Genomic DNA, 14,759 nt, shown 5'->3' with positions numbered 1-14,759 from the left:
GCCACGGCCTACGGCCGGTCGTTCCGGCGTTCTTCCGCCAGCTTGCGAAGCTCGTCGCGCACGACGTCGAGGTCGAACTTGTACCGACCGCCGGGCGTCACCAGCGCGACCGAGATCAGGCCCTCGTCGGCGTAGCGGCTGACCGAGCGGCGCGAGATGCCGAGCTCGCTCGCCAACTCGCCTGATGACAGCAGCCGCTTCCCCATGACACGAACGTATGGCTGCGCGGTGTCCTGTGCTGCCTGCTTGGCCTCTTGGGCCTGATTGGCCTTATTGTTGGCCCGCTTGGCCTAACTGTCTGATTTGAGGAGGCGTGGCGTGATGGAGCGGCACTACTGGCAGCCGGTGCCCGACGACAAGGGCGGCCTCCGCCACGCGTTCAGAGGCAGGCGCTGGGAAGGCCAACCGGCCGCCGAGGCGGTATGCGGGCGTGCTGTCCCGCTGGCGCAGCCCTCGGAGATGGACTGGATCACGTTCAGGTCGTGCGAGCAGTGCCGCCACGTCCTGCTCGCGGAAGCGGGTGTTCCGCCCGAAGCCGTGATCCGCTCATCGAAGACCCGTGAGAAGAACCGTCGATGACCCGCTCCCCGACCGGGCCCGAGCCGGACGGTGGAATACTGGGCGGCGGTCCCGCTGTTGACCCCGGCACTGCCGATCACCTGCGAAAACCGACACCCCCGAGCGCCGAGGAGTGCGCGCCCGTGACCGACGGCCCCCTGATCGTCCAAACGATCAAGGCCGAAGCACATAGTACGGCACACCCCGATGATCAGGCACTGATTGCGGGCGGTCCGAGGAGATCGCGGAGACGTTGGAGGGCTGCTGTGCCCTCGGCCGCGACGCCGTGAAGATTCCCGGACTCAGCGGCCCTGATGGCGCGCTGAATCTGGTGGGGCAGTCGGTGCCCCTCGGCAGCGCGCAGGGCAGTCCGGAACGCCTCCGCTGCACCCTGGCGGTCGCCCGCCTCCACCAGGACACGGCCCGAGGTGACGCGTTCGATGATGTGCCACTGCGGCGCGGCCGGTATGGCGTCCACTTGGGGTGTATCGATGATCCGGACCGCTTCGCGGGCGCGTCCGGTCGCGACGAGGCCACGTAGTTCGATCTCGCGGAACGTGAACGGATTGAACAGCAGCCCGCTCCCGGGGTGCTGATCGAGGAGATCCCGGTAGCCCGAAATTGCCTGGTCGAACCGGTCACCGTCACCGAGTTCACCGGCGGCACGGGACAGCAGAGCAAGAGCAGTTCCTCGCCCGGTCGAGTCGTCGGCTAGCTCGGTGGCCTGTTCGAGCCGGGCAACGGCCGCCGGGACGTGTCCGGCCTTGCGTAGTTCGTTGCCGTGCATCCGAAGTGTGTGAGCGAGGAAAGTGCGGTCTCCGAGCCTCTGAGCGACGATCAGCGCCTTTCCCGTCCAACGTGCAGCGGCGGTGAGTCTCTCCTCGGGCAGCACAGTGCCGAGCGAGACGCCGAGTGCGACCCGCGCCTGTCCGAGTAGTGCGAGGCTGTCTCGTTCGATGTGCCCTTCGACGGCGCGGGCTTCGAGCCGGGCGACCAGCGGCCACAGCTCGTTGACAGCGTCGACCGCACGCCCGGACTGGCGGGCGATCTCGGCGAGACGAACGGTCGAATCGCCGAACTGGAGCATCGCGGCGAAGTCGGCATCGTCGGCGTCGGTCACCCCGAGTGCGTGCGCGGGTAGCCCAAGCGCGCGCGTTATCTGCCTGCGGGTCGCGACGTCGCTGATCGTTCGGCGGCCGGTCTCGATCATCGAGATGTATGTCTTGTCGTACCCGAGGGTGGCTGCGAGCTTCTCCTGACTGAGCCGGTTCAACCGCCGATAGACGCGCAGGATCGTCGCGAGGTCCCGCGTGGCAAGAGCGATGCTCGCTTCAGGTGCCGACCACATCCACACGGCGGGTGCAAGCCGTGCGGCTGGCAGGACCGGTGTCGGTGCGTTCGCGGTTGCGTGGCATGTCGGACACACCGACTCGACCGCGTAACGGCCAAGCTCGACACCGCACGCCTCACATCGGCGACTGGCCATACTCGCTCACCTCACGAGTTCGGACTCCGCTGCCCGCAGTCGAGCGAACCAGGTAGCGATCGAGCGCTTGTAGCCCTCGGGCATGTTCAGATCAGCGATCACGGATTCAGGGAACAGGCCGATTTCCTTGTGCTCGTGAGACAAAGCCGGTTCGGCGTCGGTGTCCGCGTAGCAGCCGTAGGTCACGATGAAGACGTGTTTCTCGGCATCGTCGATGTAGTACATCCACGAGTCGAGAATCGGCCCGGTCGTCACCGGCCACGACGTCTCTTCGGTGATCTCGCGGGCTACGCACTCCTCCGGGGTCTCGTCCAGCTCGATTCGACCGCCCGGCAGCTCCCATTCCTCGCGCTCGTTCTTCAGCAGCAGCACCGCCCCGTCACGGACGACGACGCCCTTGATCGAGATCGAGTAGCTGCGCGGCACGTAGCCGGGCGTGGTCATCTGGGCAGCCTCCGAGCTGGATCGGTAGCGGACGGTCCATCGGCAACGTAGCACCGCACCGACAGCAGCTAGCTGCGTCGATGAGGTGACACGTGGTGACAATCTGTCAGTGGACGCGGTCAACGAGACGGGCTGAGCTGGAAGGCACCTGACCGAGATTTCCGGAGGTACCGCAATGCTCCCCACTTCGTCAGCGGTCGAAACGCATCGAATCGACATCACCACCAGTGACGGGCATTCGACACTCGTCACGAAGCTCGCGGCGGATGGAATCGCGCTCATCGAAGGTGTCCATGACCAGGCAAGTCTGCTCGACCTCGCGCGATCTCTCGGCACCATCACGCAGCACCGGGACAGCACTGCCGATGGCGTGACCACGATCGCCAACCTCGGCAAGGTCGGGCATCGGTCGGGATTCGCCGGGTTCAGCACCGACGCCTTGAACCCGCATACGGATCGATCAGGCGTCCCCAATCCACCCAGCCTGCTCTTGATGGCGTGCAGGCAGCCAGCGGCTACAGGCGGGGAGTGCATCGCGATCGATGGCCAAGCGGTTCACGCCGATCTTGCCGAGACTGAACCCGAAGCTGTGCACGCACTCTCACAGCCACGATCCGCTCTGTTCGGCGGGGCCGCCGGACATCTCGGTGCCGTGTTCGAACGGTCTGCTGATGCGCTCGTTGCACTTCGGCTTCGCTTGGACGAACTCGCTCAGTTCGCCCCGGAAGTCACACGATGGCTGCCCGCGCTCCGCAACTCGCTCGACCGCCACGCCATGACATTCACCCTCGACACCGGGCACGGCTACATCTTGAACAACCGTCGATGGCTACACGACCGGCGGGCCTTCACCGGACACCGCCGGATGTACCGAGTCAACCTAGAACCGTTGCCACGCCTAGGAATTCCTGCCGGTTTCACGCTCGATATTCGCACCTGAGCCAGTCCAGGACGCGCACCATGACCTCGATTCGCCTGTCCCCGTATACAGACCAGGTCGACGGACTCGCCCACCTGGTAACCGACGAAGCTGTAGCCGCCGGAATCGCTAGCAGGAAAGGCATCTACATGGCGTCCTGCGGCTACGTCGTCACCGTCACCTCTCTGACTTCACCCGATGGCCCAACCTGCGCACGATGCCTCGCATACGCCCGAGCAATACGCATGCTGCGCAATCCCAATCGACCCGCCACCCGCAGCCGACAGGGCCTCGTAACTCGACTGCTCGGCGGCAGGCGAACGGCCAGGAAAACGGCACGGGCGCACTCGGCTACCAATTCGCACACGGAGACCGCCGCATGACGCCCGAGGATCGCGCCTTGGTCGTGGTACTACGCCAGGCGCAGTGGCTCTTGGACGATGCCGCGCACGACATCCCCGGCGATCGCTACAGCCCCCAGCAGTCCGAGGAATTGGCGAACACCCTCGACAAGCTCGCCGAGCACGTACGTCACCGCGCCGGACTGCCGCTGATCATCAATGCCGAGCACTGACCGGAAACAACCTGTACGGATCGTGCACCACTGCTGCGAGTCGACGCGAGCGCGACGTTCTTGGCCTCCGCCCGAGCCATGATCTCGGCGAAATCAACCGTCGACCGCACCAGCCTGTCGATCTTGAAGAAATCGATGACGTCGATGTCGTCGAGCCGCGCGAGTATCGGCTGAAGCTTGGAGGATGTCTTCCTCGACCGCTGCGACGGACCAGCCACGTGCCTCACAGAGGGCCTCGCAGGCGTCATGCTGCCGTTGGTGGAAGTACTCTCGTCGGTGTCGCGTGACAAGCGCACATGGACCGCTGCACCCCGTCCTGTGGCCTTCACCACCGCTCCCCGACCGGGCCCGAGCCGGACGGTGGAATACTGGGCGGCGGTCCCGCTGTTGACCCCGGCACTGCCGATCACCTGCGAAAACCGACACCCCCGAGCGCCGAGGAGTGCGCGCCGTGACCGACGGCCCCCTGATCGTCCAGTCCGACAAGACACTGCTGCTCGAGGTCGAGCACGCGCAGGCCGACGAGGCCCGCATCGCGATCGCACCGTTCGCCGAGCTCGAACGCGCCCCCGAGCACGTGCACACCTACCGCATCACGCCGCTCGCGCTGTGGAACGCCCGGGCGGCCGGGCACGACGCCGAGCAGGTCGTCGACGCCTTGGTGCGCCACTCCCGCTACCCGGTGCCGCAGCCGCTGCTGGTCGACATCGTCGAGACGATGGGCCGCTTCGGGCGGCTTCAGCTCACCAACGACCCCGCGCACGGGCTGGTGCTGGTCTCGCTGGACCGGGCCGTGCTGGAGGAGGTCCTGCGGAACAAGAAGATCCAGCCGATGCTCGGCGCCCGCATCGACGACGACACCGTCGTCGTGCACCCCAGCGAGCGCGGGCGCCTCAAGCAACTGCTGCTCAAGATCGGCTGGCCGGCCGAAGACCTCGCCGGATACGTCGACGGCGAGGCGCACCCGATCTCGCTGGCCGAGGACGGCTGGGCGCTGCGCGACTACCAGCGCCAGGCCGTGCAGGCGTTCTGGGCCGGGGGCTCCGGCGTCGTCGTGCTGCCCTGCGGCGCGGGCAAGACGCTGGTCGGCGCCGCCGCGATGGCCGAGGCGGAGGCCACCACGCTGATCCTGGTCACCAACACCGTGGCAGGCAGGCAGTGGAAGCGGGAGCTGGTGGAGCGCACCTCGCTCACCGAGGAGGAGATCGGCGAGTACTCCGGGGAGAAGAAGGAGATCCGCCCTGTCACCATCGCCACCTACCAGGTGATCACCCGCAAGTCCAAGGGCGAGTACAAGCACCTGGAGCTGTTCGACTCCCGGGACTGGGGTCTGGTGGTCTACGACGAGGTGCACCTGCTGCCCGCGCCGGTCTTCCGGATGACCGCCGACCTGCAGTCCCGGCGCAGGCTGGGCCTGACCGCGACGCTGGTGCGCGAGGACGGCCGCGAGGGTGACGTGTTCTCGCTGATCGGCCCGAAGCGCTACGACGCGCCGTGGAAGGACATCGAGGCGCAGGGCTGGATCGCCCCCGCCGAGTGCGTCGAGGTGCGGGTCACCCTGACCGACGACGAGCGGCTGCGGTACGCGACCTCCGAGGCCGAGGAGCGCTACAAGGTCTGCTCGACCGCCCGCACCAAGGCGCCGGTCGTCAAGGCCATCCTCGACCAGCACCCCGGCGAGCCCGCCCTGGTCATCGGCGCCTACCTGGAGCAGCTCCACGAGCTGGGCGAGGCGCTGGAAGCCCCGATCGTCGAGGGCTCGACCAAGAACAAGGAGCGCGAGGCGCTCTTCGACGCGTTCCGACGCGGCGAGATCAACCGGCTGGTGGTCTCCAAGGTCGCCAACTTCTCGATCGACCTTCCCGAGGCGTCGGTCGCCGTGCAGGTGTCGGGCACCTTCGGCTCGCGGCAGGAGGAGGCGCAGCGGCTCGGGCGGCTGCTGCGCCCGAAGGCCGAACGCAAGCAGGCGCACTTCTACTCCGTGGTGTCCCGCGACACCCTCGACACCGACTACGCCGCGCACCGGCAGCGGTTCCTGGCCGAGCAGGGCTACGCGTACCGGATCGTGGACGCCGACGACCTGCTGGGACCCGCCATCCCCGACGTGGGCTGATGCGGACCCGCGGGCGCGGCGGCAAAACGGCCACACCGGCAGCCGGACCGGATAACGTGGGCGGCAACGTAGGCATTCAGCGGGAGAGCGGATGAGCGCCGAGCAGCACGGAACGACTGTGGGTGGTGCGCACCGGTTCGTGGGGCTCGCGGAGAACCTGGAACGGCACGCCGGACGGCCGTCCGGTGCCGAGCCGCCGAACGTGCGGGGCGACAACCGCGGCTACGCGCTGGTGTTCTTCCAGCAGGAGCGCTACCACCTGACCACGGTGATCAGCAGCGGCCTGCGCTTCCAGCCGCTGGGTGCCGAGCCGGCGCAGGAGCTGGCGTGCACGGTCTACAAGGAGCAGGCGGAGGCGGCCAGGCACCTGGTCGACCTGACCGCCGAGCTGCTGGTCACGCAGCAAACCCACCTGGTGCCCGACCAGATCGTGCCCAACGAGGAGCCGCTGCTGCCGCACACCGAGTTCCACGGCGTGCTGGCCAGCGGCCACCCGATGTTCCCGCCGGAGTTCACCCGCTTCACCGACCCTGATGGCATCGAGCAGCTCCAGGTCTTCACGCTGCTGCCGGTGACGCTGGGCGAGCTGAACTTCATCCTCGACAACGGCGTCACCGCGCTGCGGCAGCAGTGGGCGCGTTTCGAGGTCGACGTCTTCGACCTCGGGCGCCCCAGCGTCGCGTAGGCGGCCGAGGGGTAGCGGTACCGCCGCGCAGGCGTGCGCACCCGAACCGGTCCCGCTCCTGCACTCCGTGGTGTGCGGCCCCTGGCTCCAGTACGCCGAGACGGTCTCCAGCCCGTCGAGACGATCTCCAGCACGTCCGGATGTCTTCATCGATCTGCGTCATCAGCCCTGGCTCGAGCGCCACGGCAGAGGCCCCATTGCCCGACCTACCGAATAACGATAGATTTAGATCGCTATTCGATCGAAGGAGGGCCAATGGGGAAAGTGGCTGTACTGGCGCTGCGCGTGGTGCTCGCCTTCGGGCTCGCCGGCTCGCTGTTCGTCCAGGCGGTGATGGTGCCGCTGCTGGCCACCGACCTGGACGAGGCCCCGGCCGCCGTGCGGGTCCCGGTCATCGCGATCGTGCTGCTCGGCATCGTGACCTGCCAGGTCACCATGGTCTGCGTGTGGCGGCTGCTGACGATGGTCCGACGGGGCACGGTGTTCTCCCACGCCGCCTTCCGCTACGTCGACGTCGTGCTCGGCGCGGTCGGGGCGGCCTCCCTCCTCACGTTCGCGCTGGGCGTCGCACTCGCACCGGGCGAGGCGGTCGCCCCGGGCGTGGTCCTCCTGATCGGCGGGGCGGGCGTGATGGTCGCCGGGGTCGCCCTGCTCGTGCTCGTGCTGCGGACGCTGCTGGCCCAGGCGGTCGCGCGCGACTCCGAGGCCAAGCACCTGCAGGCGGAGCTGAACGAGGTGATCTGATGCCGGTCGTCGTCGACATCGACGTGATGCTGGCCAAGCGCAAGATGTCCGTGGGCGTTCTCGCGGAGCGCGTGGGCATCACCCCTGCGAACCTGGCGGTGCTCAAGAACGGTCGCGCCAAGGCGGTTCGCTTCACCACGCTCGCGGCGCTGTGCGAGGTGCTCGAGTGCCAGCCCGGCGACCTGCTCCGCTGGGAACCCGAGGAGCGGGCGGGCGATGTGCCGCTGGCCGGCAGCGGTGCCCAACCGCTCACGAGCGGGCCGGATTCGTAGCAACCGCCGACAGTCGCAGCGGCGTTCGGGTCGCACGGCCATCCGGGCGGTGTGCGGTCCCTCGGCACGCACGATCGGTTTAGGGCTGAAAGGATCAGGCCATGGACGCGACCGGGGCAAGGATCGAACTGACCGACCTCGACGCCGTGCGGGTCTACGGGCTCCCGATGCGAAACCGGTTCCGGGGCATCACCGTCCGCCAGGGCGTCCTGCTGCGCGGTCCGGCGGGCTGGGGCGAGTTCTGCCCCTTCGACGACTACGGCGACGAAGAGTCGGTGCCGTGGCTGGCCACCGCGCTGGAGGCGTGCGCGGGCGACTGGCCGGAGCCGGTGCGCGACAGCGTGCCGGTGAACTGCACGGTTCCGGTCGTGACGCCGGAGAAGGCGCACGAGATCGCCGCGGGCTCCGGGTGCGCCACCGCGAAGGTGAAGGTGGCCGAGCCCGGCCGTCCGCCCGGCGAGGACGTCGAGCGGGTGGCCGCGGTGCGCGACGCGCTCGGCCCCGGCGGTGCGGTGCGCGTCGACGCCAACGCCGCCTGGGACGTCGACACCGCGGTCGCCCGGATCCGCGAGCTGGACCGCGCGGCGGGCGGCCTGGAGTACGTCGAGCAGCCGTGCCCGTCGGTCGACGAGCTCGCCGCGGTCCGGCGGCGGGTCGAGGTCCGCATCGCCGCCGACGAGTCGATCCGGCGGGCCGAGGACCCGATGCGGGTGGCCGTGGCGGGTGCCGCCGACGTGGCGGTCATCAAGGTCTCGCCGCTGGGCGGGGTGCGCCGCGCGCTGCGGGTGGCCGAGGCGAGCGGCCTGCCGTGCGTGGTCTCGTCGGCGGTCGAGAGCAGCGTGGGCCTGGCCGCGCAGCTCGCGCTGGCGGGTGCGCTGCCGCAGCTGCCCTTCGCCTGCGGGCTCGGCACGATCGCGTTGCTCGAAGGCGACGTCGTCGCCGACTCGCTGGTGCCCGCCGACGGCCGGCTGCCGGTGCCCCGGCGTCCGCCGGAGCCCACGCCCGCGCTGGTAGCGGCGGCCACGCCGCCCGCCGACGTCCAGCGGCGGTGGCTGGACCGGCTGCGCCGCGTCCACGCCCTCCTGCCCGCGGGGTGAGCAGTCTTCTCCGCAGCGACAGCGACCCAACGGACTCACGCCCCGGAAAAACGGCTGAGCCCGGGACCGCGGTCCCGGGCTCAGTCTTCGAGCGGTCACGGCTACTGCGCCACGCGCGCCCGGATGTCGCAGGCCGCCTTCGCGGCCTCCGGCGCGACGCCTCCCTGGGAGAACGCGGCCAGGCACTCGTCGTTGGTCTTGGCGTTGCAGGCCACCTCGGCGGCGTTCTCGTTGATGTCTTGGTCGTCGGCGTAGTTCGTGCAGTCGCCGTTGGTGCGGGGCGTCTCGACCGCCTGCGCCGTCATCGGGACGAACGCGGCGGAGGCCACCAGCAGCGCCGCCGGAACCAGCATCCTGGCCATGGACTTCAACATCTTCTGCGAACCTCCTGTCCAGCACGGCGAATCTCGCTCGCGCCGATCAGGAGTCAACACCGCACAAGGCCGTCCGGCAGGCTGGGTCAGCCGCCTGTGCAGGCGTTTCACTGCCCCGTGTTGATCTTCGGGTGAAGATCACTTTCCGTAGTGACCGCGGTGGCGCCCCTCCCCGTTCAGGCCCGCCGCCTGCGGCGGAGGAGGCGCAGGACGATCAGCAGGCCGATGACGGCCGCCGCGATCGGGGCGACGCGCTTGAGCACCGGCGCACCCGCCGTGCCGAGGAGGTCGATGGCCTCGTCGGACGGCATCGGCTTGCCGGTCACGACCGCGTCCGCGCGGTTGGCGGCCGTCTCCTGCGCGGTGCTCGACCACTGGCCCTCCCCCGACGGCGGGGTGACCCGCCAGCCCGGACGGCGGGTCCGCGCGGCGGTCTCGCGCTGGGCGGACTCCGACGCGGCAGCGGCGTCCTCGCCCGCGGCGCGGGCCGCCGAGCTGCGGTCGCCGTTGACCGAGCTGCCCGAGGGCTCGCTCGCCGGAACGCCGTCGGCGTCCCCGGTCGACGCGGTCTCCCCGGCCGGTGCGGAGGTCTCGGGCTCGGCCGGGGCCTCCGGCTCGCCCGCGAGCTTCTCGGACAGGCAGCCCGCGAACTGGTTGAGGATCTTGCCGCCCACCTCGGAGATCAGACCGCGTCCGAGCTGGGCGGGCTTGCCGGTGATCTTCAGGTCGGTGTCGACCTGCACCGACGTCCCGCCGTCCGCGGCGGTCAGCACCGCGGTCACGGTCGCGGCGGCGGTGCCGTTGCCGCGCGAGTCCTTGCCGCTGGCCTCGATGACGGCGCGCCTGCCCGCCTCGTCGACCTCGGTGAACGTGCCGGTTCCCTTGTAGAGCAGCGACACCGGTCCGAGCTTGACCTTCACGGTGCCGGCGAACTCGTCGCCCTCGGACTTGGTGAGGGTGGCACCCGGCATGCACGGGGCCACCCGTTCCGGATCGAGCAACGCCTTCCAGGCCACGTCGACGGGCACCGGAACGGTGAAGTGGTGCTGCATTTGCACTGGAAGGTCCTCCGTGTTCATGACGAGACGGCCCGCCGCCGCGGACGGCCGCCGAGCCGGGCGGTTCGGCCGGGGCCGGGCCCTCCAGCCGGAGTGCCCGGACCGCCGGCGCGTTTGGAGTTGGTGGGTGCGCCGATCCGAACCCGATTCTCGCCCGGATCGGCGCGGAGCTCCACCCTCGCCGGGTCACCCCGGCGCGGCCGCCCCTGCAGAGGTCCTCGCCCCGGCCCGGCCGCCCCGCGGAGGCCCCGCCGTGCGGCACTGGGCCTGTTCGGCAAGCGGCGCCAGCCGCTTGCGGTGCGGGCCCCGGCTCGCACCCCCGCGGGTTCTCAGAAGCTCTCTCGCGGGGACAGCGCCGACGTGGTGAATCGGACATTCACGAGCTCGGCGATCCCGGAGCGAGAAGGCTTCTGAGGTTCCGCCACCCGCACGGCTACGCAAACCACTTGTGGAACATTTCTAGCCGCCCGCCGCCGCGAGCACCGCCCGCCCCGTCAGCACCCTGGCCAGGTGCTCCCGGTAGTCGGGATCGGCGCTGGCGTCGCCCGTCGGGCTGGTGCCCTCGGCCGCGTGCGAGGCCGCTTCGCGGATCGCCTCGGCCGTGGCGGGTCCGCCGATCAGCGCCTGTTCGACGCCGGTCGCGCGGACGGGGGTCGGGCCCATGGCGGTCAGGCCGATGCGCACGTCCGCGATCGAGGACTCCTCGACGCGCACCGCGGCCGCGACGCCGACCAGCGACCACGCCTGGGCGACCCGGTTGAACTTCTCGTAGTGCGCGCTCCAGCCGGTGAACTTCGGCACCCGCACCTCGACCAGGATCTCGTCGGGTGCCAGCGCGGTCGTGAAGTAGTCGACGAAGAACTCGGCCGCGGGAACGGTCCGCGTGCCTTCGCGTCCGGCGATGACCATCTCCGCGCCGAGCGCCAGCACCGGGGCCAGCAGGTCGCCTGCCGGGTCGGCGTGGGCCAGCGACCCGCCGAAGGTGCCGCGGTGGCGCACCTGCGGGTCGGCCACGGTGCGGGTGGTGAGCGCGATCAGTTCGGCGTGCTGGCGGACGAGCTGGTCGCGCAGCACGTCGTGGTGGGTGGTCATGGCGCCGATGACGATCGCGTCGCTCTCGTCGCGGACGCCGCGCATCGACTCGATCTTGCCGACGTCGACGACGACCCCGGGGTCGGCCATGCGCATCCGCAGCACCGGCAGCAGGCTCTGCCCGCCCGCCAGCACCTTGGCGTCCTCACCGGCCTCGGCCAGCGCGGCCACCGCCTCTTCCACTGTGGACGGTGCGATGTAGTCGAACGATGCGGGGATCACCGGCTGCCTCCCTGTCCGCTGGTGTCGATCGAACCGAGTCCGCCGCCCGCCTCCGGCGCGGTGGACTCCGCGGGCCGGGCCCCGGCCACCGCCCGCCACACGCGCTGCGGCGAGCAAGGCATCTCGACGTCGCTGACGCCGAGGTGCCGGACGGCGTCGACGATCGCGTTGACCACCGCCGGGGTCGAGGCGATCGTGCCCGCCTCCCCCACGCCCTTCACGCCGAGCGGGTTGGAGGTGGCCCGGGTCTCGGTGCGGTCGGTGGTGAACTCCGGCAGGTCCACCGCCGACGGCACCAGGTAGTCGGCCAGCGTCGCGGTGGTCAGCGTGCCCTCCTCGTCGTACACGGCCTCCTCGAACAGCGCCTGCGCGATGCCCTGCGCGAGCCCGCCGTGCACCTGGCCCTCGACGATGAGCGGGTTGACCACCGCGCCGACGTCGTCCACCGAGACGTAGGAGCGGATCTTCACCCCTCCGGTCTCGGTGTCCACTTCGGTCGCGCACAGGTGGGTGCCGTGCGGGAACGAGAAGTTCTCCGGGTCGTAGGTGGCGTCGGCGTCGAGGCTCGGCTCCACGCCGTCGGGCAGGTCGTGCGCGGCGAACGCGGCGAGCGCGATGTCGCCGAGCGCGGTGCCCCGGTCGGTGCCGCGCACGCCGAAGCGGCCCGAGCTGAACTCCACGTCGTCCTCGGAGCACTCGAGCAGGTGCGCGGCGATCTTCTTGGCCTTCTCCACCACCTTGTCCGCGGCCTGCACGACGGCGATGCCGCCGACCGCCAGCGACCTGGAACCGTAGGTGTCCATGCCCTTGGGCGAGCTCTGGGTGTCGCCGTGCAGCACGATGACGTCGTCGAAGGCCACGCCCAGCCGGTCGGCCACGATCTGGCTCCACGCCGTCTCGTGCCCCTGACCGTGCGGGGAGGTGCCGGTGACGACCTCGACCTTGCCGGTCGGCAGCACGCGGATCGACGCGTGCTCCCAGCCGCCCGCTCCGTAGGACAGCGAGCCCAGCACCCGCGAAGGCGCGAGCCCGCACATCTCGGTGAAGGTGGAGATGCCGATGCCGAGCTGCACCGGGTCGCCGCGGCGCCTGCGCTCGGCCTGCTCCTCGCGCAGCGCGTCGTAGCCGAACAGCTCCATCGCCTTGTCGGTGGCGGCCTCGTAGTTGCCGGAGTCGTAGGTCAGCCCGGCCACCGTCGTGTAGGGGAACTCGTCGTGGCCGATCCAGTTCCTGCGCCGCAGCTCCATCGGGTCCATGCCGAGCTCGGCGGCGAGCTCGTCCATGATCCGCTCGATGGCGAAGGTCGCCTCCGGCCGGCCCGCGCCCCGGTAGGCGTCGGTCGGTGTCTTGTTGGTGAAGACGTTGGTGCAGCTGAAGTGGTAGGCCGGGATCTTGTAGATCGCGTTGAACATGAACGCGCCGAGGATCGGCACGCCCGGGGTGACCAGTCGCAGGTAGGCGCCCATGTCGGCGAGCAGCTCGACCTTCAGCCCGGTGATGGTGCCGTCACGGCGGGCCGAGATCGCCAGCTTCTGCACCTGGTCGCGGCCGTGGTGGGCGGAGACCATCGTCTCCGAGCGGCTCTCGGTCCACTTGACCGGCCTGCCCAGGCGCCTGGCCAGCAGGAAGGTGATGACCTCCTCCGGGGTCACCTGCAGCTTGCCGCCGAAGCCGCCGCCGACGTCGGGCGCGATGACCCGGATGCGGTGCTCCGGCTCGCCCAGCGTCATCGCCAGCATCAGCCGCAGGATGTGCGGCACCTGCGTGGCCGACCACATGGTGATCTGGTCGCCGGTCGGGTCGACCACGACCGAGCGGGGTTCCATGAACGCGGGGATCAGCCGCTGCTGGCGGAAGGTCCGCTCGACGCGCACCTCGGCGGCCGACAGCGCCTCCTCGACGTTCCCGCCGGTGCCGGCCTCGGCGGAGTCGAAGGTCCAGGTCGCGTTGCGGTTGGTGCCGAGGTCCTCGTGCACCAACGGCGAGTCGTCGCGCAGCGCGGACTCCATGTCCAGCACGACCGGCAGGTCCTCGTAGTCGACGTCGATCGCGTCCAGCGCGTCGCGAGCCTCGGCGGCGCTGCGGGCCGCGACGACGGCCACCGCCTCACCGGCGAAGTTCACGGTGTCGACGGCCAGCGAGGGTGCGGTGGGAGCCTTCATGTCCTCGGTGATCGGCCACGCGCACGGCAGGCTGCCCTGCTCGGCGGCGAGGTCGCGGCCGGTCAGCACCGCCACCACCCCGGACATCTCGCGGGCCTGGCTGGTGTCGATCGAGGTGATCCTGGCGTGCGCGACCGGGCTGCGCAGGAGTGCCAGGTGCAGCGTGCCGGTCGGGGTCAGGTTGTCGGTCCAGCGCGTCCGGCCGGTGATCAGCCGGGCGTCCTCCTTGCGCTTGCGGGAACGTCCGAGCTCCGGTTCCAGCGTCGAGGTCATGACTGGCGACCTCCCTTCACCTTCGTGTCCTGCTCCTGACCGGTGCGCTGCAGCGGGGTGTCGTCGGTGTGCTCGATCGGCGGTCCGGCACCGGGCCGCATCTTCTGCGCCGCGTCCCGCACCGCCTTGACGATGTTCTGGTAGCCGGTGCAGCGGCAGAGGTTGCCTTCCAGGCCCTCGCGGACCTCGTCGGTGTCCGGGTCGGGGTTCTCGGCGAGCAGGTCCAGCGCCTGCATGATCATGCCGGGCGTGCAGAACCCGCACTGGAGCGCGTGGTTGTCGTGGAACGCCTGCTGGATGGGGTGCAGCTCGCCCTCGCGGGCCAGCCCCTCGATGGTGGTCACCTCGCAGCCGTCCGCCTGCACGGCGAGCACCGAGCAGGACTTCACGCTCTGCCCGTCGAGGTGGACGGTGCACGCCCCGCAGTTGCTGGTGTCGCAACCGACGACCGTGCCGACCTTTCCGAGTCGCTCGCGTAGGTGGTGGACGAGGAGTGTTCGAGGCTCTACGTCGTCGGTGTAACGGGTGCCGTCCACGTTGACGGTGATGCGCGGCATTGCGGCCTCCTCCGGAGGTTCGTCCGTCGCGGGCGGCCCTCCGGCACCGGCCGGCTCTGCCGCTCACGAGGCGCGTTGCGCGGACATTCGGGAACCGGACTGCTCCGCCTGGGTGACGGACGTCACTCC

General features: G+C 70.1%; 17 protein-coding genes. 8 read left to right on the top strand and 9 right to left on the bottom strand.

Translation table 11 applies throughout. The features are described from left to right. Window positions 1–8 precede the first annotated feature (8 nt). Window positions 9–206: a helix-turn-helix domain-containing protein gene (locus tag HUO13_RS02945; protein WP_249124410.1), complete on the bottom strand. Its 198-nt coding sequence runs from the start codon at window positions 204–206 to the stop codon at window positions 9–11. A gap of 115 nt (window positions 207–321) precedes the next feature. Between HUO13_RS02945 and HUO13_RS02940 the strand changes: the two genes are divergently transcribed. Then, window positions 322–579 carry a hypothetical protein gene (locus tag HUO13_RS02940; RefSeq protein ID WP_249124409.1) on the top strand — a complete coding sequence of 86 codons (258 nt, stop codon included), beginning with the start codon at window positions 322–324 and terminating at the stop codon, window positions 577–579. 190 nt (window positions 580–769) lie between these two features. On the opposite strand, the gene HUO13_RS02935 is transcribed toward HUO13_RS02940, so the two are convergent. Both HUO13_RS02935 and HUO13_RS02930 read right to left on the bottom strand, forming a co-directional pair. Continuing rightward, a complete protein-coding gene (locus HUO13_RS02935; RefSeq protein WP_249124408.1) occupies window positions 770–1,906 on the bottom strand; it encodes a helix-turn-helix domain-containing protein in 1,137 nt (378 codons plus the stop codon). 144 nt (window positions 1,907–2,050) lie between these two features. Next, entirely contained in the window at window positions 2,051–2,488 is a 438-nt protein-coding gene (locus HUO13_RS02930; protein WP_211899964.1) for an NUDIX hydrolase, read from the bottom strand. A 175-nt stretch (window positions 2,489–2,663) separates the two neighbouring features. Here HUO13_RS02930 and HUO13_RS02925 point away from each other — a divergent pair, with 175 nt between their 5' ends. Further along, complete coding sequence (locus tag HUO13_RS02925; protein WP_211899963.1) at window positions 2,664–3,428, top strand: TauD/TfdA family dioxygenase; 765 nt, start codon at window positions 2,664–2,666, stop codon at window positions 3,426–3,428. Between the two features lie 358 nt (window positions 3,429–3,786). Continuing rightward, the gene (locus tag HUO13_RS02920) at window positions 3,787–3,981 is read left to right on the top strand and encodes a hypothetical protein (RefSeq protein ID WP_211899962.1); all 195 of its coding nucleotides are present in this window, start codon (window positions 3,787–3,789) and stop codon (window positions 3,979–3,981) included. On the opposite strand, the gene HUO13_RS02915 is transcribed toward HUO13_RS02920, so the two are convergent. Next, a complete protein-coding gene (locus HUO13_RS02915; RefSeq protein ID WP_211899961.1) occupies window positions 3,939–4,391 on the bottom strand; it encodes a recombinase family protein in 453 nt (150 codons plus the stop codon). The genes HUO13_RS02920 and HUO13_RS02915 overlap by 43 nt on opposite strands. A gap of 41 nt (window positions 4,392–4,432) precedes the next feature. On the opposite strand from HUO13_RS02915, the gene HUO13_RS02910 reads away from it, so the two are divergent. The 5 genes from HUO13_RS02910 (at window position 4,433) to HUO13_RS02890 (ending at window position 8,892) form a co-directional block, all read left to right on the top strand. Further along, the gene (locus tag HUO13_RS02910) at window positions 4,433–6,094 is read left to right on the top strand and encodes a DNA repair helicase XPB (protein ID WP_211899960.1); all 1,662 of its coding nucleotides are present in this window, start codon (window positions 4,433–4,435) and stop codon (window positions 6,092–6,094) included. A 91-nt stretch (window positions 6,095–6,185) separates the two neighbouring features. Beyond that, complete coding sequence (locus HUO13_RS02905) at window positions 6,186–6,779, top strand: suppressor of fused domain protein (RefSeq protein ID WP_211899959.1); 594 nt, start codon at window positions 6,186–6,188, stop codon at window positions 6,777–6,779. Between the two features lie 255 nt (window positions 6,780–7,034). Beyond that, complete coding sequence (locus HUO13_RS02900) at window positions 7,035–7,523, top strand: DUF2975 domain-containing protein (protein ID WP_211899958.1); 489 nt, start codon at window positions 7,035–7,037, stop codon at window positions 7,521–7,523. Next, entirely contained in the window at window positions 7,523–7,795 is a 273-nt protein-coding gene (locus HUO13_RS02895; RefSeq protein ID WP_211899957.1) for a helix-turn-helix domain-containing protein, read from the top strand. The genes HUO13_RS02900 and HUO13_RS02895 overlap by 1 nt, the downstream gene beginning before the upstream one ends. Window positions 7,796–7,896: 101 nt before the next feature. Beyond that, complete coding sequence (locus HUO13_RS02890) at window positions 7,897–8,892, top strand: o-succinylbenzoate synthase (RefSeq protein WP_211899956.1); 996 nt, start codon at window positions 7,897–7,899, stop codon at window positions 8,890–8,892. A 101-nt stretch (window positions 8,893–8,993) separates the two neighbouring features. On the opposite strand, the gene HUO13_RS02885 is transcribed toward HUO13_RS02890, so the two are convergent. From HUO13_RS02885 to HUO13_RS02865, 5 genes are all read right to left on the bottom strand, one after another. Beyond that, window positions 8,994–9,266, bottom strand: a complete 273-nt coding sequence (locus HUO13_RS02885; RefSeq protein ID WP_249124407.1) for a hypothetical protein — start codon at window positions 9,264–9,266, stop codon at window positions 8,994–8,996. A gap of 176 nt (window positions 9,267–9,442) precedes the next feature. Next, window positions 9,443–10,324, bottom strand: coding sequence for an SRPBCC family protein (locus HUO13_RS02880; RefSeq protein WP_211899955.1), 882 nt, complete (start codon window positions 10,322–10,324; stop codon window positions 9,443–9,445). A 459-nt stretch (window positions 10,325–10,783) separates the two neighbouring features. Further along, window positions 10,784–11,638 carry an FAD binding domain-containing protein gene (locus tag HUO13_RS02875; RefSeq protein WP_211899954.1) on the bottom strand — a complete coding sequence of 285 codons (855 nt, stop codon included), beginning with the start codon at window positions 11,636–11,638 and terminating at the stop codon, window positions 10,784–10,786. After that, a complete protein-coding gene (locus HUO13_RS02870) occupies window positions 11,635–14,073 on the bottom strand; it encodes a xanthine dehydrogenase family protein molybdopterin-binding subunit (RefSeq protein WP_211899953.1) in 2,439 nt (812 codons plus the stop codon). The genes HUO13_RS02875 and HUO13_RS02870 overlap by 4 nt, the downstream gene beginning before the upstream one ends. Next, on the bottom strand, window positions 14,070–14,630 hold the full coding sequence (locus HUO13_RS02865; RefSeq protein ID WP_211899952.1) for a (2Fe-2S)-binding protein: 561 nt from the start codon (window positions 14,628–14,630) through the stop codon (window positions 14,070–14,072). The genes HUO13_RS02870 and HUO13_RS02865 overlap by 4 nt, the downstream gene beginning before the upstream one ends. Between the last annotated feature and the right edge of the window lie 129 nt (window positions 14,631–14,759).

The organism is Saccharopolyspora erythraea (genome assembly GCF_018141105.1).
GTDB classification, from domain to species: Bacteria; Actinomycetota; Actinomycetes; order Mycobacteriales; family Pseudonocardiaceae; genus Saccharopolyspora_D; species Saccharopolyspora_D erythraea_A.
The sequence above is the reverse complement of the archived record's forward strand: the minus strand, read 5'-3'. Positions and strand labels throughout refer to the sequence as shown.